The 19,724-nt window shown below is 70.5% G+C and carries 11 protein-coding genes; all 11 read right to left on the bottom strand.

All coding sequences use genetic code 11. From position 1 onward, the window contains the following. Positions 1-60: 60 nt before the first annotated feature. Entirely contained in the window at positions 61-3,099 is a 3,039-nt protein-coding gene (locus BM393_RS14855) for a TonB-dependent receptor (protein WP_091727601.1), read from the bottom strand. 149 nt (positions 3,100-3,248) lie between these two features. Continuing rightward, positions 3,249-4,565, bottom strand: a complete 1,317-nt coding sequence (gene xylA / locus BM393_RS14850) for a xylose isomerase (protein WP_091727597.1) — start codon at positions 4,563-4,565, stop codon at positions 3,249-3,251. A gap of 101 nt (positions 4,566-4,666) precedes the next feature. Further along, positions 4,667-6,151: a xylulokinase gene (gene xylB / locus BM393_RS14845; protein WP_091727594.1), complete on the bottom strand. Its 1,485-nt coding sequence runs from the start codon at positions 6,149-6,151 to the stop codon at positions 4,667-4,669. Further along, entirely contained in the window at positions 6,148-7,470 is a 1,323-nt protein-coding gene (locus BM393_RS14840) for an ROK family transcriptional regulator (RefSeq protein ID WP_175538349.1), read from the bottom strand. The genes xylB and BM393_RS14840 overlap by 4 nt, the downstream gene beginning before the upstream one ends. A gap of 104 nt (positions 7,471-7,574) precedes the next feature. Then, positions 7,575-9,410: a glycoside hydrolase family 9 protein gene (locus BM393_RS14835; RefSeq protein WP_254783462.1), complete on the bottom strand. Its 1,836-nt coding sequence runs from the start codon at positions 9,408-9,410 to the stop codon at positions 7,575-7,577. Beyond that, complete coding sequence (gene yicI, locus BM393_RS14830; RefSeq protein ID WP_091727587.1) at positions 9,410-11,680, bottom strand: alpha-xylosidase; 2,271 nt, start codon at positions 11,678-11,680, stop codon at positions 9,410-9,412. Before yicI ends, BM393_RS14835 begins: the two co-directional genes overlap by 1 nt. 100 nt (positions 11,681-11,780) lie before the next feature. After that, positions 11,781-13,367: a GH39 family glycosyl hydrolase gene (locus BM393_RS14825; protein ID WP_254783461.1), complete on the bottom strand. Its 1,587-nt coding sequence runs from the start codon at positions 13,365-13,367 to the stop codon at positions 11,781-11,783. 20 nt (positions 13,368-13,387) lie between these two features. Then, a complete protein-coding gene (locus BM393_RS14820; RefSeq protein WP_091727583.1) occupies positions 13,388-15,028 on the bottom strand; it encodes a family 43 glycosylhydrolase in 1,641 nt (546 codons plus the stop codon). 182 nt (positions 15,029-15,210) lie between these two features. Continuing rightward, on the bottom strand, positions 15,211-17,244 hold the full coding sequence (locus tag BM393_RS14815; RefSeq protein WP_254783460.1) for an autotransporter: 2,034 nt from the start codon (positions 17,242-17,244) through the stop codon (positions 15,211-15,213). A 184-nt stretch (positions 17,245-17,428) separates the two neighbouring features. Continuing rightward, the gene (locus BM393_RS14810) at positions 17,429-18,481 is read right to left on the bottom strand and encodes a LacI family DNA-binding transcriptional regulator (protein WP_091727580.1); all 1,053 of its coding nucleotides are present in this window, start codon (positions 18,479-18,481) and stop codon (positions 17,429-17,431) included. Next, positions 18,478-19,665: a galactokinase gene (gene galK / locus BM393_RS14805; RefSeq protein WP_091727577.1), complete on the bottom strand. Its 1,188-nt coding sequence runs from the start codon at positions 19,663-19,665 to the stop codon at positions 18,478-18,480. Before galK ends, BM393_RS14810 begins: the two co-directional genes overlap by 4 nt. Between the last annotated feature and the right edge of the window lie 59 nt (positions 19,666-19,724).

Raw genomic sequence — 19,724 nt, 5'->3', positions numbered from 1 at the left:
CGGCCCCGGCCGGGCGCGCGGGCGCCGCAGCCGGGGCGGAGGGAACGAGGCGTCAGGGCCTCAGAAGCTCATCCGGGCGGTGAGCGTGTAGCGGCGGCCGGTGTCGAACCAGGCGCGGCCCATGGTGCCGATGTGCTGCTGCATCAGCTGCTTGTAGGTCGCGTTGGTCAGGTTCTGCGCCTCGAGACCGAAGGTCACGTGGTCGTTGAACTTGTAGTACACGCCCGCATCCAGCTGGCCGTAGGCATCGGCCCACACCGGCAGGCCCCAGGCCACGTTGCGCTGGCCGTTGGTGCTGCTGTCGGGGTTGGTGTCGGTGCCGTCGCCGCCCTGCGTGCCGTTGACGTTGACCGCCTGCAGATACTTCGAGCGCCAGCTGTAGGCCAGGCGCGCGGAGATGTCGCCGCGGTCGTACAGCAGCGCCAGGTTGTAGGCGTTCTTCGACAGGTTCTGCAGCGGCAGGTTGCCGAAGGTGCGGCCGTCGGTGTCGCAACCGTTCAGGTTGAGGTTGAGGTTGGACGCCGAGTTGCCGCCCGAGCAGTAGGCGCTGCCCACCGGGTCGTACAGCTTGGTCTTGCTGTCGACGTAGGTGTAGTTGGCCTGGATGCCGAAGCCCGCCAGCCAGCCCGGCAGCTTGTCGAAGTAGGTCTGGAAGGCGAGCTCGAAACCGGTCGCGCGGCCCTTGGCGCCGTTGATCGGGCCGGTGGTGATGAAGTTCTGCAGCGCGCCGGTGGCGTCGGGGATCTGCTTGACGAAGGTCTGGTTGAGGATGATGTCCTTGAGCTGCTTGTGGAAGGCCGCGAAGGTCAGCGAGCCGGTGCGGTCGAAGTACCACTCGGCCGTGATGTCGCCCTGCGTCGACTTGATCGGCTTGAGCATCGGGTTGCCCGAGGCCGTGCCGGTCTGCGTCACGTTGCTCACCACCGTCTGGCCGTTGACCGTCGTCGAGGTGAAGTCCTGCGACATCGTCGTGTAGGCCTGCAGCTGGCTGAAGTCGGGCCGCGAGATGCCCTTGCCCAGCGCGAAGCGGAACTGCAGCTTCTCGCTGGCCTTCATCCGCAGGTTCAGGCTGGGCAGCGCGTCGGTGTAGCTGTTGTTGAAGGTGCCGGCTTCCGAGAAGTTCGGGATCACCGGCACCGGCACGCCGGTGGCGCCGCTGGGCACCTGCTTGCTGGTGAAGACCGTGTAGCCGTCGGCGCGCGATTCGGTGCGCACCACGCGCAGGCCGATGTTGCCGTCCACCGGGTACTTCCAGTCGTCCATGCCGAAGCGCAGCTGCGCGAAGGCGGCCTGCGTGCGCTCGCGCTGCTTGTTGGTGCCGGAGGGGTCGGTGCCGAAGGAGGCCGGCGTCCACGGCGCGCAGGCCGAAGTGTCGCCGCCATGCTGCTCGGCGCACAGGATGTCGTGGTACTTGTGCAGCGCGGCGTAGCTGTCCGGATACCCCGAGGTGGTGGAGACCGTCGGGAAGATCAGCGACGGCACCGAGGCCTTGCCGCTGAAGAAGTTGTTGAAGTTGTGGACGTAGGTATCGGCGCTGAAGCGCGGATCGTTCAGGAAGGCCAGGTGGTTGATGTCCCAGCCGATCTGCCAGGGCTGGGAGATGGGCGACCAGTTGTAGCCCGGCACCGTGTTGGTGGTGGTGGCGTCGCGCTCGGTGAAGCGCACGCCGAAGCGCAGGTCCTGCAGGAAGCCCTCGTCCTTGAACTTGTAGCGGGCATCGCCCTTCCAGGCCTTCTCGGTGGCCTTGGACTTGTCCTTGTGCTCCATCGTGAAGGCCCAGTAGTAGTTGGCCGGATCGACCAGCGCCGCGCGTTGCGCGTCGCTGAAGATCAGTTGCGGCCGACCGCTGCGCAGGTCGATGGTCTCCTCGGGCATCTGCACGCCGGTGGCGACGGTGGAGTCGAAGCTGTCGGTGGTCGCGCGGATGTACTGCAGGTCCGACGAGAAGGACCACTGTTCATTGGCGCGCCAGTTCAGCTTCCAGGCCAGGTCCTGGGTCTCGGAGTTGCGATAGGCGCTGCGGGTGTCGGCGCCGAAGTTGATGCCGGAGCCATCGTTGTTGGTCAGCGTGCCGTAGAGCAGCTGGCCGTTCTTGCCGAACTCGCCGTTGGCGACCTGCAGCTTGTAGGGGTCGGACTGGGCGAAGATGGCGCGCTCGTCCCACTGCATCCGGTACTTGCTGCGGAAGTAGGTCAGGCTGGAGTCGACGTCGTCCTTCTTCCACTGCAGCGCGCCGTACAGGCCCTGGCGCTTGCGGTCGAATTCCAGCGTGCGCCACTGCGAGCCCTTCGGGATCCACAGCGTCGTGTTGGGATCCTGGCCGACCACCGCGTCGGTGCGCGGGTAGTAGGGCTCGACCTGGAAGGCGTCGGTGCGGGTGCCGCTGCGCGAGCTGGCGATGTTGACCAGCGCGCCGAATTCGCCCAGGTCGGTCTTCCAGCGGTTGCTCACCATGCCGGAGACGCTCGGCGAGGATTTCTCCTTCAGGTCCGAGTAGGTGGTCTGCAGCGACAACGCTGTCTTGAGGCCGTCAAAGTCGAACGGCATCGCGGTGCGCAAGTTGACCAGGCCACCGATCGAACCTTCGATCTGCTCCGCGGAGGGGTTCTTGTAGACGTCGACCGCGGCCATCAGCTCGGGCGGCACGTCCTCGAAGTTGAGCGAGCGGCCGCCGTTGGCGGAGAACGAATCGCGGCCGTTCATCTCGGAGCGGACGTAGGTCAGGCCGCGGATGCTGATGCCGGAGCCTTCGACCGAGAAGTGCTCCGGGTCGCCCTTGGCCATGGTGCGGTCCATGGTGACGCCGACGATGCGCTGCAGCACCTCGGTGACCGAGCGGTCGGGCAGCTTGCCGATGTCGTCGGCGACGATGGAATCGACGATCTCGTCGGAGTTCTGCTTGATCTTCTGGGCCGAGCTCAGCGCGGCGCGCTTGCCCGAGACGACCACGGTCTCGATCTGCGCTTCGGGCTTGGGCTCCGGCTTGGGGGCGGGCGCGGGCGCCGTCTGGGCGAAGGCGATGCCGGCGGCCAGGCCACCGAGGAGGACGGCCGCCTGGGCGGCGGCGACGGATACGGCGGTCCGTTGGCGATTGCTCATGATGTCTCCAGTCTGTTAGGTGCGGGTCCGCTCTGACGGCGTGACCTCGGGCGGGGAGGTGGACTGCTTGGGCTCGGGAACGGGGAAGGACGGTCGGGATCGAGGATCGGCGGGGACCGCTGGACAACGCGGTCCGCCGCGGCCGGCGCTCAGCCGGCGAAACGGTTGACGAGGTTCTCCAGGTACTCCTGCCGGCCGGATCGCGGCGCGACATCGGTGTTGCGGGCCAGCACGCGATCGGCGAGCTGGTCCAGGGGCACGCGGCCATCGAGGATCTCGCGCGCCGCCGGCGTGTCCCAGCCGGCATAACGCTGCGAGACATGGGCGGCCAGGCGGCCGTCGACGATCATCTGCTCGGCCACCAGCAGCGCGCGGGCGCAGACGTCCATGCCGCCGACGTGGCCGTGGAAGAGGTCCTCGGCGTCGATGGACTGGCGGCGCACCTTGGCGTCGAAGTTGAAGCCGCCGCTGCCCAGGCCGCCGGCCTGCAGGATGTGATAGATCGCCAGCGCCAGCTCGGGCACGTTGTTGGGGAACTGGTCGGTGTCCCAGCCCAGCTGCGGGTCGCCGCGGTTCATGTCGATGCTGCCCAGGATGCCCAGCGCCGCGGCGGTGGCGATCTCGTGCTCGAAGCTGTGGCCCGACAGCGTGGCATGGTTGGCCTCGATGTTGACCTTGACTTCCTTCTCCAGGCCGTAGCGGGTCAGGAAGCCGTAGACGGTGGCGCTGTCGAAGTCGTACTGGTGCTTGGAGGGCTCGCGCGGCTTGGGCTCGAGCAGGATGGTGCCCTTGAAGCCCTTGCGGTGCTTGTACTCGACGACCATGTTGAGGAAACGACCCATCTGGTCGAGCTCGCGGCCCATGTCGGTGTTGAGCAGGGTTTCATAGCCTTCGCGGCCGCCCCACAGCACGTAGTTCTCGCCGCCCAGGCGCATCGTCGCGTCCATCGCGTCGCGCACCTGCAGCGCGGCCAGACCGAAGAGCTCCGGATCCGGGTTGGTCGCAGCGCCGGCCATGAAGCGGCGGTGGCTGAACAGGTTGGCGGTGCCCCACAGCAGCTTCATGCCGGTGCGCTGCTGGTGCTCGCCCAGCACGTCGACCAGGCGCAGCAGGTTGTCGTGGCTTTCCTTGGGCGTGGCGCCCTCGGGGGCGACGTCGCGGTCGTGGAAGCAGTAGTAGGGCGCGCCCAGCTTCTCGAAGAACTCGAAGGCGGCATCGGCCTTCTGGCGGGCCAGCTCCATCGGCGAGCCGCCCTGGAACCAGGGGCGCTCGAAGGTGCCGCCGCCGAACGGATCCAGGCCGTTCCAGCAGAAGCTGTGCCAGTAGCAGACCGCGAAGCGCAGGTGCTCGGCCATGGTCTTGCCCAGGACGATGCGGTCCTTGTCGTAGTGGCGGAAGGCCAGGGCCTCGTCGGTGGCGGGGCCTTGGTAGCGGATCGGCGCGATGTGGGAGAAGTAGCTGTTCATGGGACTGACTGCGGAGCGGTTCGTTGCGGGGCCGGGGCCGGGCCATGGCTGGCCGGGCGCGCGGGCGGATTCATTGATTCAAGGCGACGGCGCGTCCGGACTCAAGTCCGGAGCGACGGCAGGGCGCGCAAGGGCGCGTAGAGCGATCGGAAGACGGCGAGCCGTCGGGCGAGCACGTCCCGCCGCGCGGGCGAGGGCGTGCAACGGTCGGTGATGGGGGGCGGCGGGCAGGACTCGTCGACGCCGGCGCCCGCGGCCATGCGGCCCAGGCGCGCGGCGCCGAGCGCGCCACCGGCGTCGGCGTCGGCATGGCGGACGATCTCGACGCCCAGCGCGTCGGCCATCAGCTGGGCCCAGAAGCGGCTGCGCGCGCCACCGCCGACGATGGAGAGCCGCGTCACGTCGGTGCCAGCCGCGCGCAGCGCCGCCAGCCCATCGGCCATGCCGAAGGCCACGCCCTCGAGCACCGCGTAGCCGGCATGCGCGCGGCGCGTCTCGTGCGTCAGGCCGTGGAAGGCGCCGGTCGCGAACGGGTCGTTGTGGGGCGTGCGCTCGCCTGCCAGGTAGGGCAGGAAGACCGGCGCGGCGGCGAGTTCGTCCTCGCCCAGCGCTTCGATCTCCTCGAGCAGTTCAGCCTCCGTCGTGCCGCTGAGCTGGCAGAACCAGCGCAGCGCGCTGGCGGCCGTCAGCATCACGCTCATCTGGTGCCAGCGCTGCGGCAGCGCGTGGCAGAAGGCATGCACCGCGGAGGCGGGGTTCGGGCGGAAGCGGTCGTTGACGACGAACAGCACGCCCGAGGTGCCCATCGACACGAAGCCGCTGCCCGGCGCGGTGGCGCCGATGCCGATCGCGCTGGCCGCGTTGTCGCCGGCGCCGCCCGCCACGACCACGTCGCGGGCGACGCCCCAGGCGTCGGCCAGCTCGGCGCGCAGCACGCCGGAGGGCGCATTGCTCTCGACCAGCCGCGGCATGTGCGCGCGCGTCAGGCCGGTGGCGGCCAGCAGTTCATCGGACCAGTCACGGCGCGCCACGTCCAGCCAGAGGGTGCCGGCGGCGTCGGACGGATCGCTGACCTTTTCGCCGGTCAGCAGCAGCCGCAGGTAGTCCTTGGGCAGCAGCACGCTGCGGACGCGGTCGAAGCGTTCCGGCTCATGCTTGCGCACCCACAGCAGCTTGGGGGCGGTGAAGCCGGGCATCGCGAGATTGCCGGCGATGGCGTGCAGCTTGGGCGCGGCGGCGGTGAGTTCGTCGCACTCGGCGTGGCTGCGGCCGTCGTTCCAGAGGATGGCCGGGCGCAGCACGCGGTCCTGGCCGTCGAGCAGCACGGCGCCGTGCATCTGGCCCGACAGGCCGATGCCGCGCAGCCGGGCGAAGGCGGCCGGCGCGCTGCCGCGCAGCTGCTCGATCGCGCGGGTGGTGGCGGTGGACCAGTCGGCTGGATCCTGCTCCGACCACAGCGGCGCGGGCCGCGACACGGTCAGCGGCGCGGCCGCGCGGCCCACCACGGCGCCGCTGCCGTCGATCAGCAGCAGCTTGAGCTCGGAGGTGCCGAGGTCGATGCCGAGGAAGGTGTCGTCGCGGCTCACAGTGCGGCTTCCTGGTCCTGGCCTTCGCTGTCGGCCGGGGCCGTGGCGTTGGCGCGCCCGACGCCGATGGTCGGCAGCTGCGGGCGGGTGACGCGATGACGGGCCAGCGCCGCGGCGCCAGCGGCCACCGCGTCGGCGCCGAAGCGCGAAGTGCGGACCGGCGTCGGCGAGAGGCCGGCGGCGGTGGCGTAGTCGTTGAGCGTGGTCAGCGCCGGATCGAGGAAGGCGTCGCCCAGTTCGACGACGCTGCCGCCGAGCACGATGCAAGCCGGGTCGTAGGCGGTCGCCAGGTTCTGGAGCAGCACGCCCAGGTAGCGGCCGGCCGATTCGACCGCCTTGGCGGTCTTGCGGTCGCCGTCGACCAAGCGGCCGCGGATGTCCGGCAGGGAGTGCGGGCCGAGTTCGGCGGCTTCGTCCGGACGCAGCATCGCGCGCATGCCGATCAGCGCTTCGGCGCAGCCGCGCCGGCCGCAGGAGCACAGCGGGCCGTCGATCTGCAGGATCATGTGGCCGATCTCGCCGGCAAAGCCGCGCGCGCCGGTCAGCAGCCGGTCGCCGACGATCACGCCGGCGCCGACGCCCTGGTTGATCGAGAGGTAGAGCAGCGGATCGGCGGGCGCGCCGGCGTTGAATTCCATCTCGCCGAGCGCGGCGACGTCGGCCTCGTTCTGCAGGTAGAGCGGGATGCCGGAGAGCGGACCGCCGTCGAGCTTCTCGCTGAGCAGCTGGCCGACGGCCAGGTCGTGCCAGCCCAGGTTGGGCGCGAAGTTCAGCACGCCGCGCGCTTCGTCGACGCCGCCGGGCAGGCCGACGCCGATGCCGATGATGCGCTGCGACGGATCGAGCTGCGCCCGCACCTTCAGCAGCACCGTCGCCAGCACGCCCAGGCAGGCCTTGGCGCTGCGGCTGGCGCCGTAGGCGGACACGGCGCGGGCGCGCACCTCGCCGGTCAGCGTGGTGGCGACCACGCGCACGCCGTCGATGCCGACCTCGGCGCCCAGCATCAGCAGCCGGTCCGGGCTGATGAACAGCGGGGTGGGGCGCCGGCCCAGGTCACCGGTGGCCACGACGCTGCTTTCCATCAGCCAGCCCTCGGCGATCAGCTCGCGCACCAGGCTGGTGATCGTCGACTTGGTCAGGCCCACCTCGAGCGCCAGGTCCGCCCGGGACAGGCCGGGATGCACGCACAGGTGGCGCACCAGGGCCATCCGGTTGATGGACTTCAACAGCTGTTGGCCACCACTGGCGTCGGGTTGCATGCGCGTCGTCTCCTTGTCTGTCTTGTAGAGGTCCACGCGTATCGCGTATCGCGTGTCCATGGCATTGATATTAGTTGGGGCGCCGAACGAATAAAGAGCAGGAAAACACCTAGGGCCCGAAAACATCGACGCGGCGGGGCGACGAGCCCCTCCGCATCGGCCCCTCAGCGTGGCGCGCCCAGGGCCGCCGCCACGTAGACCAGTGGCGCATTCCAGTTGATGGCCACTTCGTTGCTGGCGTAGCTGCAGAAGTGGTCCAGGTAGGACAACGCCGGCAGCGGCGAGGGGTACGGCACCGGGCAGCCCTTGAGGTCCTGCTGGCCGGCATTGGCCCCGCCGACGACGAAGCCCGGCACCGGCGCGACCACGCCGTCGGCCTCCGAGGGCCGGTGATGCGGATGCATCGGCGAGCGGGTGCCGAAGCCGGTCACCATCGACAGGCCCGTCGGGTTGCGGCCCATCACGTAGTCGAGCAGGCCCTGCGCCGCCTGGCGGTAGGCGCTGACGGTGGGCCCGGCGCGCCGGCCGGCGCGCGCACTGGTTTCGGCGGCAGCCGGGCGGGCGGCGTCCAGGCGATCGGCCTGCAGCAGCACCATGGCCTGGTTCAGCGCATTGGAGTTGCTGCCCCAGTTGAAGTCCTTCTCCTCGAGCGCCACGCCCCAGGCGGAGTCCTTGCCCTTGGCGACCAGCGCATCGGCCAGCTCGCGAACGCGGCGCTCGATCAGCGCGCGGTCCGCGGCGGGGCCCAGCCGGTCGCGGTGGGCCGCGAGCGACATCCAGGCCAGTCCGCGCACGTCGCCCCAGGACGGGACCGTCATCGTGGTCTGCGCCGGCTTCATCGCCGTGTAGAACGCGTCGTCGCCGGTGGTGATGTAGAGCTCGGCGGCGGCCCAGGCGAACTCGTCGTCCAGTGTCGGATCGCCGTAGTCGCCGGTGTGGATGTCCGGCGGCTGGCGGTAGATCGCATCGGGATGCGCCTGCGCCCAGCCCCAGGCGGCGCGCGCGGCGGCCAGCATGCGCGCGGACAGGCCCGGGCGCTCCCGCTCGAAGTCCTTGAACACGCGGCTGCCGATGGCCATCACCGCGGCGAAGTCCAGCGCCGCGGCGGTGCTCTTCTGCACGACGACGCGATCGCCGGACGTCGTGGCCGCGTCCGGCATCACGACGCCGTCGAAGCCCGGATTGGTCAGCTTGTGATAGACACCGCCATCGTCCGGATCCTGCATGGTCAGCATCCAGTCGAGGTTCCAGAGCGCCTCGTTGAGCACGTCCGGCAGGCCGTTGCCGCTTTCAGGCAGGCCCACCTTCAGCGCCCGCATGCGATCGGGCATCTGCTCGTAGCTGGCCAGCAGCGTGTAGACGGTGATGCCGGAGTTGACGATGTACTTGTTGTAGTCGCCGGCGTCGTACCAGCCCTTGGGGCTGCTGATGACGTCGCCGGTCTTGCGCTTCGGTCCGGCGGCCGAGGCATGGATCAGCACGCGCGTGTCCGGATGGCCGGCGGGGCGGGCGAAGGGGCCGGCCAGGTCCGGCGTCAGCGCGATGCCGGCGCGGTTGAAGTAGAACGCGCGGATCGCGCCGGCGGCCAGGGCGTCGTAGGCGCCCGGGCCGATGGTGAACGGATCCGAGTCGGGCAGGCCCGCGACCCGCAGCCGGTAGCGGCCCGGTTTCGTCACCGCGCTGAAGTCGGCGATCCGGACCTGGCTGCGCGACGGCGCCCACAGCGCGGCGGCGCCGAGCGGCCCTGTCCAGGCGGCCCGGCCGCTGTCGGCGTCGATCAGCTGGAAGCGCTTGGCCGCGCCGGCGGGCACGGTGGCCCGCTTGGCGGCGGCCGGCAGGTAGCCGACCTGGTTCACCTCGATGCGAGGCGTGGCGGCGGCCTTGCTCGTGTCCGTCGCGGCCGGCGTCTTCGTGGCGTCGCCGGCCTGCGCGTACACGGCAGTGGCGCCCATGCCGACGATCGCCAGGCCCGCCAGCACGGCCAAGGTTCGGGTGCGCATCACTGGGCGCTCCAGTCGAGCGACGAGCCAGCCTGCACCGGGCTGCGTGCGCCGTCGACCTCGATCGCCCAGTCCTGCAGCGCGCCCTCGACGATACGGACGCGATAGCCCTCGCCGTCGCGGGTCACCGTGCCGCGGGCCGCGATCGTGCCGTCCACCGCGGCGACCACGAAGGGCGCGGTCGCGCCCTTGTCCAGCGCGAAGACCCGCAGCACCACGCCGCGCGCGTAGTCGTAGTCCGGGCGTTCGGTCTCCTGGCCCCAGGGCAGCACGGTGTTCGGCGCGACGTAGAGCGGCAGGCTCATGAAGTCGTGCGTCTCCCGGCGCCAGCGGCCGCCGTCGACGACCTCGCCGCTGAGCAGGTGGGTCCAGCGGCCCGCGGGCAGGTAGACGTCGACCTCGCCGCTGTCGGTGAACACCGGCGCCACCAGCAGCGCGTCGCCCAGGTGGAACTGGCGGTCCAGGGTCGCGCAGGCCGGATCGTCCGGGAACTCCAGCACCGGCGCGCGCATCGTCGGCACGCCGGTCTCGCTCGCGGCGATCGCGGTCGCGTAGAGGTAGGGCATCAGCTGGTGCTTCAGGCGGGTGAAGCGTTGCAGCACCACGCAGCTTTCCTCGTCGACCAGCCAGGGCACGCGGTAGAAGCTGCTGCCGTGCAGCCGGCTGTGCGAGGACAGCAGGCCGAACTGGATCCAGCGCTTGTAGACGGCCGGCGGCGGATTGCCCTCGAAGCCGCCGATGTCGTGGCTCCAGAACGCGAAGCCGCAGGACGTCAGCGAGAGGCCGCCGCGCAGGCTCTCCGCCATCGATTCGAAGTTGGACCAGCAGTCGCCGCCCCAGTGCACCGGGAAGCGCTGGCCCGAGGCGTAGGTCGAGCGCGCGAAGACGACCGCGTCGCTGCCCTGCACCTCCTGCAGCAGCTCGAAGACGGCCTCGTTGTATTGCAGCGCGTAGAGGTTGTGCATCTCGACCGGATCGGAGCCGTCGAAGTAGACGACGTCCTTGTCGGGGATGCGCTCGCCGAAGTCGGTCTTGAAGCAGTCCACGCCCATCGCCAGCAGCCGGCGCAGGTGGCCCTGGTACCAGGCCTTGGCGGCGGGGTTGGTGAAGTCGACGATGGCCATGCCGGGCTGCCAGAGGTCGGTCTGCCAGGTCAGGCCGTTGGCGCGCTTGATGAAGTAGCCCTCGCGCACGCCCTCAGCGAAGAGCGGCGAGCGCTGCGCGACGTAGGGGTTGATCCAGAGGCTGATCTTCAGCCCCTTGGCGCGCAGCCGCGCGAGCATGCCCTCGGGATCGGGGAAGCCGCGACGGTCCCATTCGAAGTCGCACCACTGGAACTCGCGCATCCAGAAGCAGTCGAAGTGGAAGACGCTGAGCGGCAGCTCGCGGCGCGCCATCTCGTCGATGAAGTGCGTGGCGGTGGCCTCGTCGTACTGGGTCGTGAACGAGGTCGTCATCCACAGCCCGAAGGTCCAGGCCGGCGGCAGCGGCGCGCGGCCGGTCAGCTCGGTCAGGCGCGCGACGGCGGCCTTGGGCGTGGGCCCGGCGATGACGCAGTAGTCCAGGGTCTCGCCCTCGCGGCTGAACTGCACGCGCGAGGTCTTCTCCGACGCGACCTCGAAGGACACCGGGCCCGCCTCGTTGACCAGCACGCCGTAGCCGCGGCTGCTCAGGTAGAAGGGCACGCTCTTGTAGGCCTGCTCGCAGGCGGTGCCGCCGTCCTTGTTGGTGTTCTCGACGGTCTGGCCGTTCTTGACCCAGGGCGTGAAGCGCTCGCCCAGGCCGTAGACGTACTCGCCCACCGCCAGCGTCAGCTGCTCATGGACGTAGTTGGCCTTGCCGGCCCATTGCAGGTAGCCGAGCGAGCGCCAGTCGCTGCGCGTGAGCACCTTGTCGCCCTCGCGGAAGGTCAGGCCGTAGCCCTCGCCCTTCTTGACGTCGACCGACAGCGGACCGGAGGTGACGGTCACCAGCTTGTCGGTCTCGGTGACCTGCAGCGCCGGCGAGGTCGCGCCGACCATGGGTACGTGCAGTCGCGGCGCCTGCGAGGCGCTGAAGTGCTCGACGCTGACGCGGATCACGCCCGGCAGCGGCGAGCGCAGCGTGACGGTCAGTGTCGGGCCTTGCAGCGTGTCGCCGCGGTGCTTGATGGGGCGCGTGGTGACCAGCAGCACGACGCGGTCGTCGTGGACGTCCACGGCATAGGTCTCGGTGGCGTAATGGGCCGAGACGCCAGGCTGCAGCAGCCATTGCCCGTCGGTGAACTTCATGGGGATCCTTCTCGTCTTCCTGTCGGTGACTCGTCATGGCGGCCGTCGGCGGCCGCCGGTCTGCATGCGAGCGGCGCCGGCGCGGCGCCGCTTCATCGTTTCATCGCGCGGCCGGCTCCAGCGTCACCAGCACCACGTCATGCGAGCGCATCGGCACCGTCTCGCGATGGCGGCCGTCGCGCCCGACGCGCACGGTGCGCTCGCGCTCCGGCTTGTCGGTGGTCAGCGCCTGCAGCTTCGCCAGTTGCTCGGCGGACAGGTTGCCCGGTTTGCCGAGTTTCAGCCAGGCGGTGTACGCGTCGTTGGCCTCGAAGCCGACGCGGTACTGGCGCAGCGTGTAGACGCCGGGCTTGAGGCCCTGCCAGCGCAGCGTGGCGGGGGCGAGCTTCGTGGCCGGGAGCACCTGGGTGAAATATGGCCGGTTGCTGGTCTGCTGGTCCGGCAGCCGCCAGTCCCAGACCAGCGTGGCGACCTTGCCGCCGTCGACCGCCGCGAGCGCGCTGCTGTCCTTGAGCGGCACGTCGCGGCCGGTCAGCTGCTTCAGGTACTTGTAGGCGAAGTAGGCCGGCTTGCGCACGCCTTCGCGCGTCAGCAGGCCGAAGCCGCCGTGGAAGGGGGTGGGCGGCGGACCGGGCTCCTCGAACAGGTCGCTGTAGGTCCAGTAGCTCATCGCCTGGGCGTAGCCCCGCGTCAGGCGCAGCTTCTCCAGGATGTAGGGCGCGCTGAGGTAGGCGTCGTGGACGGGATCGCGCGGGTTGTAGCTGGCGCTCCACTCGGTGATGTAGAGCGGCAGGCCGGGGAAGGGCGAGGCTTCGATCTCGCCGCGCACGCGTTTCACGTCGCCGATGATCGTGTCCGGCGAGCGCGACAGCTTGTTGTCGTCCTGGCCGAATTCGTCGAGGAAGCCGCCGTCCACGCCATAGGTGTGGGTGGTGACGAAGTCGACGGGGACGTTCTTCTCCTTGCAGAAGGCCAGGAAGGGCACGACCCAGGCGGCGCCCGCGGTCGCCGGACCGCCGACCTTCAGCTGCGGATCGACCGCCTTCAGCGCCCGGGCGCTGCGGGCGTAGAGGTCGAAGTAGGCGGTCTGGTCGGCGCGTTCCCAGAAGCCATCGAGGTTGGGCTCGTTCCAGACCTCGAAGGGCCATTGGCGGACTTCCTCGGCGCCGTAGCGCGCGATGAGGTGGCGCGCGAAGGCGTCGACCAGCGCGACCCAGGGCTCGGCCTGCGGATGCGAGGTGTTGCCCTTCCAGTAGAAGATGGTCTGCGGCGAGGTGGCCATCGCCTCCGGCGTGAAGCCGAGTTCGACGAAGGGCTTGATGCCCTTGGCCAGCAGGCCGTCGTAGAGCGTGTCGATGCGGCTGAAGTCGAACTGCAGGCGGCCGTCGGGCCCCTTGATCACGGTCTTCAGCGCGTCGTGAAAGATCGCGTGGAAGCGGATGGTGCGGAAGCCGAGCTCGTCGACGGCGGTCTTGAGCTGGGCCTGGCTGTCGTCGCGGATCAGGGTGCCGGGGAAGTCGGCGCCGACGGCGTAATCGAAGCTGCGATCGACCGGGCCGGCGGCCTGGCGCAGGTCGACGTCGATGGCACGGCCGGGCTTGGCGGCCGGTCCGGCGCTCCAGGCGGCCATCGGGGCGAGCGCGAGCGTCAGCGCGGCCATCTTGCGTCTCGAGAGGGTGAGCGACATGGGTTGAAGTCCGGAGGGGGTCAGGCGGGAAGCCCGCGGTAGCGGAAGCGGCGGAAGCGCACCTCGCCCTGGCCGGCGCTGAACAGCGCCAGCTTCAGGCTCAGGAAGCCGCCGAAGACGTTGTGATGGAAGCCCGAGACCTCCATCTGCCAGGGGTGCTGCGTCCAGTCCTTGCCGTCGGGCGAGGTGTGGAAGGTGACGACGTTCTCGCGGTTGGTGAGCCGCAGGTGCAGCACGCGCGGCCCGGTGGTCGCCGGCAGCTTGTGCCGCATCCAGCCGATCTCCTGGCTGTAGTTGTAGGTCAGCATTTCCTGCGCGTTCGCGCCGATGCCGGCGAAGCCGCGGCCGTCGTAGAAGAGCGCCAGGCCGCCGTGGGCGTCGCCGGGGATCTCCATCTCGACGCTGGCCTCGTAGCTGCGGTCGCCGACCAGGCAGGTCAGCGGCGAGCAGTCGGCCAGCGAGGTCCCCTTGGCCTTCAGGACCAGGCTGCGGTCGCGTCGCGAGACGCGTTCGCCGTCCTTCGCGTCGGGCGCGAAGAGCGTCCATTGGACGCCCATGCGGTCGGTGCTGAAGTCGTCGGAGAGGTCGAAGCCGGCCGGCGAGGGCCGGCCGCCGCGCGGCTTGGGCAGCGGCCGCGCGAGCGTGCCGCCCCGGGCCTTGAGCCAGCCGTCCTTCGTCCATTCGACCGGCTCGAGCAGCGTTTGGCGGCCGAGCGTGCGCATGCCGTTCTCATAGCCGTGATAGACCATCCACCAGTCGCCGGCGGGGCCTTCGACCACGCTCGCGTGGCCGCGCGACCACCAGGGCTCGTCGGCGCTCTGGGTGCGGACGATGGGGTTGTGGGGCGAGTCCTCCCACGGCCCGTGGATCGAGCGCGAGCGGGCCAGCGTCACCATGTGGCTGGTCGGCGGGCCGGAGGTGCCGCCGACGGCGGCGATCAGGTAGAACCACTCGCAGCGGCGGAAGATCTTCGGGCCCTCGGGGGCGAACATCTCCACCACCCAGTCCTTGGGGTACTGCCAGGGCGTGTAGGCCGGCTCGAGCTGGCCGATGGTGGACAGGCCATCGTCGCTGAGGCGGATGCGGCGCACGCCGTTGACGAACAGGTAGCGCTTGCCGTCCTCGCCGACGGCGTGGCCGGGGTCGATGCAGTCGCCCAGGTGGAGGTCCACCGGATCGCTCCAGGGGCCGCGGATGTTGTCGGCGTGGATGACGTAGATCTTGGAGCCGTTCTCCTGCATCGCGGGGATGTAGATGAAGTAGCGGCCGTCGTGCTTGACCAGGTCCATCGCCCAGACGGCGCCGATCGGCTGTTTCAGCGCGGCGGTGATGGGGGTCCAGTTCACCAGGTCGGTCGAGTGCCAGATCACGACGCCCGGGTAGGAGGTGAACGAGGAGAAGGTCAGGTAGTAGTCGCTGCCGTCCTTGAGCAGCGTGGGGTCGGGACGGTCGCCCGGCACGATGGGGTTGCGGTAGGTGCCGTTGCCCAGATCGGCCTTGCGCTGGCCTTCGCGGCCGATGCCGAAGGACGGCGGGCGCGAAGAGGCGGTGGCGGTGGCGGGCGCGGAGCCGGTCGCGGCGGGGGCCGATGCCGCGAGTCCGGCGCCAGCGACCGACGCGAGCGCCGCACGGACGGCGCCGCGCCTGGTGAGAGTCGACATTCCTTTTGTCTCCTTGCCGGCGGTCGCCCTGCGGGGCGATCTGGTTCAGGCCAGCTTGGAGAAGGATGTTAGTTCGCGCGCTGCACTAATTAACTAGAGCTAACCCTGTGCCGGGGTGGCATCGCTCGAGGCCAGCGGCCGCAGCAGGGAAGGGGTCTGCCAGGGCAGCTCCGTTGGCCTGATCACTGCACCGTGACGAAGAAACCTGTGCCGTCCTGCCCGCCGACCACGGTCGCGCCGTTGCTGACGATGGCATTGAACGCACCGCTGATACCGCCAGCCGCGCTGATCAACACCAGCTTCTGTCCCTTCGCGACGTTGCCGCTGAAGTTCAGCGTCAGCGTGCCGCCCAGCACGGCCGCGCCGGCGACGCCGAGGTGGTCATGGTCGACGCCCGGCGTGGCACCGCCCACCGCGAGCGTCAATTGGCCCGCCGCGCCTTGCTGGAAGCTGCCGCCCACCGTGAGTTCGCGTTGCCCGTTGACCAGCGCCAGCGCCGCGTTGTTGACGACATTGCCGGTGCCCATCGCATTCGCGCTCCCCGCCAGCGTGGTGCCGCCGCTGAGCGTCGTCGCGCCGCTGTAGCTGTTGTTGCGCAGCGTGAGCGCCGCGGCGCCGCTGTGCGTGAGGCTCCCGCCACCGCTGATGTTGGACAGCGTGATCGCGGTCGTCGTGTTCTGGACGATGAGCTGGCCGTCGTTGACGATGGCGTTGCTCGCCGCGCCGTTCGGTGACTCGGCCGTCAGCAGGCTGGCGTCGCCGCTGTAGGTGGCCTGCAGCACCGTCGACTTGCCGCTGGTCGCATTGACGGTGATGTAGCGCAGCGGCACCGGCGTGCCGGTGCCCAGGCGAAGGATCGCGTTGGCACCGATGGTCGTGGTGCCGTTGTAGTTCTGCGGCTGCGCGAAGGTCACGTCGTTGCCGGGCGTGGCCATGATCCGGACGTTGCCCGAGCCCACCGAGCCATCCCGGTGCGGGCCGCCCCCGCCGCCGGTGATGCCGACATGCAGCGTCACCGGTCCGTTGTAGTTGAACGCGAGCGTGCCGCCCCGCAGGTTGATGTAGGCGTTCTTCTTGCCCAGCGGCGGGTCGACCTCCGCGGGCGAAGGCGCCGACGGCAGGAAGAAGTTGGCGTGCGTGCCGTCGCCCCACTGGACCGTGCCGGCGCCGCGTTCGATGTTGATGCCGCGGTAGCTCGCGTCGTTGCCGTTGGGGGAATTGGCGCCGCCGCGGTAGATCGTCTTGGCGAAGTTCAGCTCGGGGTCGCTCAGGCCCGGATTGACCAGGTTGGGCACGTTGTGCGGGCTGTTGTCGGTGTGGCTGTAGACGCCGGACATCACGATCGTCGACGGACCGATCGCATGGAAGTTGATGTCGTTGCCGAAGGCCGCCTCGTAGATGTTCTGCGTCACCGTGACGACGCTGCCCGGTGGGCTCCAGACCAGCCAGGAGCCCTCGTTCAGGACCGCCTTCGCATTCGACAGCGAGGCGGCGACGTGGTTGCTGCCGAAGTCCTGCCCCGCGGCCAGCGACAGCACGCCCGAATACGAACTCACCCCGCCCGACGAGTTGCCGCCCCAGACGCCGGGCGCCTGCACGATGCTGCCGCTGCCGCTCACCTGGCCCAGCAGCACGAACTGCGCGCTGCTGATGACGATGGTCCCGTTGTTGAGGATGTTGTTGAGGTTGATCTCGCCGTTGATGGTGCTCGCGCTGTTCTTGCTGTCCGAGGTGGCGATGACGTTGGGCGAGCTGTCGGCGCTGGTGTTGGTGCCGATCTGGAAGGTGACGCCCGGATCGATGGTCAGCACCGGCGGGTTGGTGCCGGCGATGGTGAGCGCGTAGCCGGCGCCGGGGTAGGTGGTCTTGGTGACGACCTGGACCTGCCGCGCGACGGGCAGCGTGAAGGTGCTGGTCCGCGTGATCACCAGCGTGCTGGTGGCGGTGGTGGACAGGCGCAGCGTCCCTTGGCCGCTGATGACCCCGGTGTAGGTCGTCGTGCCCGAAGGCAGCTTGATCACCGAATCGCCGGTGAGCGTGATGTCGCGGTTGGCGAGCACGTCCGCGGTGATGTCGGCCGCCGCGCTCACGGCACTGGTGTCGTCCACCGCCGACGCGGCGCCGTCGGAGCCACCGCCGCCGCAGGCGGATGTGAGGACGGCGCAGCCGACGATCAGGAATTCGCGCCGGCTGGCGCCTTGGAGGACTGAACTCAAGCGGGCTCCCGGGTCGGCGCTGCGAAGTGCTGGGCATTCTGTCGCAAGGCCGCCGCGGAGATATCACCAATCCGTCACGAGTGGCAACTGGCCCGCGAAAACCCGATCCGCACCGTGACGTGGCCGACGCGCGGCGCCGTCGAGAGAGTGCCGAGGGGGCGCCGAGAAACCTCAGCCTGCGCGCTCAGTCGGCGCGGCCCGTGCCGCCGGGGGCACCGCCGTGATGCGGCTTCGCCGTCGACGCCCGCACGACCAGCCGCGGCGGCTCGGTCACCCGCATCGGCGGCGCATGGTCCGGCGACGCATCGATCTCCGACTGCAGCAGCTGCACCGCCAGCGTCGCCGCTTCCGCCGTGGGCATCGCCACGGTGCTGAGGGCCGGGCGCATCTGGTGCGCCAGCTGGATGTCGGTGACGCCGATCACCGACAGGTCCCGCGGCACCTCCAGGCTCAGCTCCGCCGCCGCCTGCAGCACGCCCAGCGCGGGCAGGTCGTTGGTCGCGAACACCGCCGTCAGGCCGGGCTCGCCCGCCAGCAGGCTGTGCGCGGCGTTGCGGCCGTCGTCGATGGTGTCGTGGCCGTAGCGCAGGCAGCTCGCCGGCAAGGCGGCGCCGGCCTGCGCCATCGTGTCGAGGAAGCCGCGCAGCCGCCAGCGGTGGTTGCCGGTGGGCTCGCTGCCGCAGACCGCGCCGATGCGCCGGTGGCCCAGGCGCAGCAGGTGCTCCGCCGCGAGCACGCCGGCCTGGTACAGGTCCACCGCCACGCAGGGCAGCGGCGGCGGCTCCTGCGGCCGCTCCCACATGCACAGCACCACCGGCACGCCGCGGCGGCGCAGGTGCTGCAGCGCATCGAGCTGCACGAAGTCCGCGTTCATGACGATCACGCCCTGCGCCAGCGCGCCGCCGATCGCGTCGAGGTAGGCCCGTTCCTGCGCGGGGTCCTCGTTGGTGTTGCACACCAGCAGGAAGTAGCCCAGCTTGCGCGCCGCGCGCTCGACCTCGAGCGCGAACTCCGGATAGAAGGGGTTGGCGATGCTGCTGACGAGCAGCGCCATCGTGTGGGGCTTGCCCTCCACCAGCGCGCGCGCCATCAGGTTGGGGCGGTAGCCCAGCTGCTCGACCGCGGCGAGCACGCGCCGGCGCGTCTCCTCGCCGACCTTGCCGCGGTTGCGCAGCACGTTGGAGACGGTGGCCGCGGTGACGCCCGCGGCCCGCGCCACTTCGACGAGGGTGGTCATCCCGCGACTGTAGCCGCAGCCGCCTCGGCGCCCGGGCCCGCCTCGCACAGGTAGACCAGTGCCGGTTCCCCCTCGGGCGAGCGGTAGCCGTCCTCCAGCGCCCGGACCGCGGCGGGCACCAGCGCCTGGGGCAGCAGCGCGATCACGCAGCCGCCGAAGCCGCCGCCGGTCATGCGCGCGCCGCCCGCGTCGCCGATGACGTCCTGCAGCAGCGCCGCGAGCTGGTCGACGGCGGGCACGGTGATCTCGAAGTCGTCGCGCATCGAGGCGTGCGAGGCCTTCATCAGCTGGCCCAGCTGCCGCATGTCGCCCGCGCGCAGCGCGCGGGTGGCGGCGATCACGCGCTCGTTCTCGGTGACGATGTGGCGGCCGCGGCGGAAGGTCTTGTCGTCCAGGTCGGCAGCCTCCAGCTGCGCCAGCGTCGCATCGCGCAGCGCCTTCGCGCCGACGCCCGCGGCCGCCGCCTCGCATTGGCGGCGGCGCTCGTTGTAGGCGCTGTCGACCAGGCCGCGGCGCACCCGCGAGTGCGCGATCAGCAGCGCCGTGCCCGCGGGCAGCGGCACCGGCTCGGTGTCGAGCGAGCGGCAGTCGATCAGCAGCGCATGCCCGGCGCGGCCTTCGGCGCTGGCGAGCTGGTCCATGATCCCGCACTGGCAGCCGACGAAGCGGTTCTCGGCCTGCTGCGCCAGGCGCGCCAGGCGTTTGCCGTCGAGCGTCGTGTCGCCCGCCAGGCGCTGCGCCGCGCGCAGCAGCCCCAGCGCCAGCGAGGCGGAGCTGCTCAGCCCCGCGCCCATCGGCACGTCGCCGGCGATGACGAGGTTCATGCCGGCCAGCGCCGGCAGCTCGGCCGCGAGCTGCGCCAGCGTGCCGCGCACATGGTCGCGCCAGCCGCCGCCGGGGAAATGCGGGGGCTCGGCGCTGAGCGCGAAGCGGTCATCGGCCTGCTGCTCGTCGAGCGCCAGCGCGTCCACCTGGCCGTCATCGCGCGGTCCGGCGGCGACCCAGGTGTCGCGGTCGATGGCCACCGGCAGCACGAAGCCATCGTTGTAATCGGTGTGTTCGCCGATCAGGTTGACCCGGCCGGGCGCGCGCGCGAGCACCGTCGGCGCAGCGCCGTGGCGCTCGGTGAAGGCACGCACGACGGCGAGCGCGGTGGGCGGGAGGTCGGTCGGGGCAGAGGTCATGGCAGGCGGTGGCAAGCGGGGACGCCGATCGATCGAGGGGACTCGGTCATCAGCGCCGG

The organism is Mitsuaria sp. PDC51, assembly GCF_900113225.1.
Classification (GTDB): domain Bacteria; phylum Pseudomonadota; class Gammaproteobacteria; order Burkholderiales; family Burkholderiaceae_C; genus Roseateles.
This window is presented reverse-complemented; position numbering and strand designations above follow the sequence as displayed.

Excerpts from the sequence above, each read along its gene's own strand:
- BM393_RS14810 (WP_091727580.1), bottom strand. The coding sequence starts at position 18,481 with ATGACCACCCTCGTCGAAGTGGCGCGGGCCGCGGGCGTCACCGCGGCC.
- BM393_RS14855 (WP_091727601.1), bottom strand. The coding sequence starts at position 3,099 with ATGAGCAATCGCCAACGGACCGCCGTATCCGTCGCCGCCGCCCAGGCG.
- BM393_RS14820 (WP_091727583.1), bottom strand. The coding sequence starts at position 15,028 with ATGTCGACTCTCACCAGGCGCGGCGCCGTCCGTGCGGCGCTCGCGTCG.
- BM393_RS14825 (WP_254783461.1), bottom strand. The coding sequence starts at position 13,367 with ATGTCGCTCACCCTCTCGAGACGCAAGATGGCCGCGCTGACGCTCGCG.
- galK (WP_091727577.1), bottom strand. The coding sequence starts at position 19,665 with ATGACCTCTGCCCCGACCGACCTCCCGCCCACCGCGCTCGCCGTCGTG.
- xylA (WP_091727597.1), bottom strand. The coding sequence starts at position 4,565 with ATGAACAGCTACTTCTCCCACATCGCGCCGATCCGCTACCAAGGCCCC.
- yicI (WP_091727587.1), bottom strand. The coding sequence starts at position 11,680 with ATGAAGTTCACCGACGGGCAATGGCTGCTGCAGCCTGGCGTCTCGGCC.
- BM393_RS14840 (WP_175538349.1), bottom strand. The coding sequence starts at position 7,470 with ATGGACACGCGATACGCGATACGCGTGGACCTCTACAAGACAGACAAG.
- BM393_RS14835 (WP_254783462.1), bottom strand. The coding sequence starts at position 9,410 with ATGCGCACCCGAACCTTGGCCGTGCTGGCGGGCCTGGCGATCGTCGGC.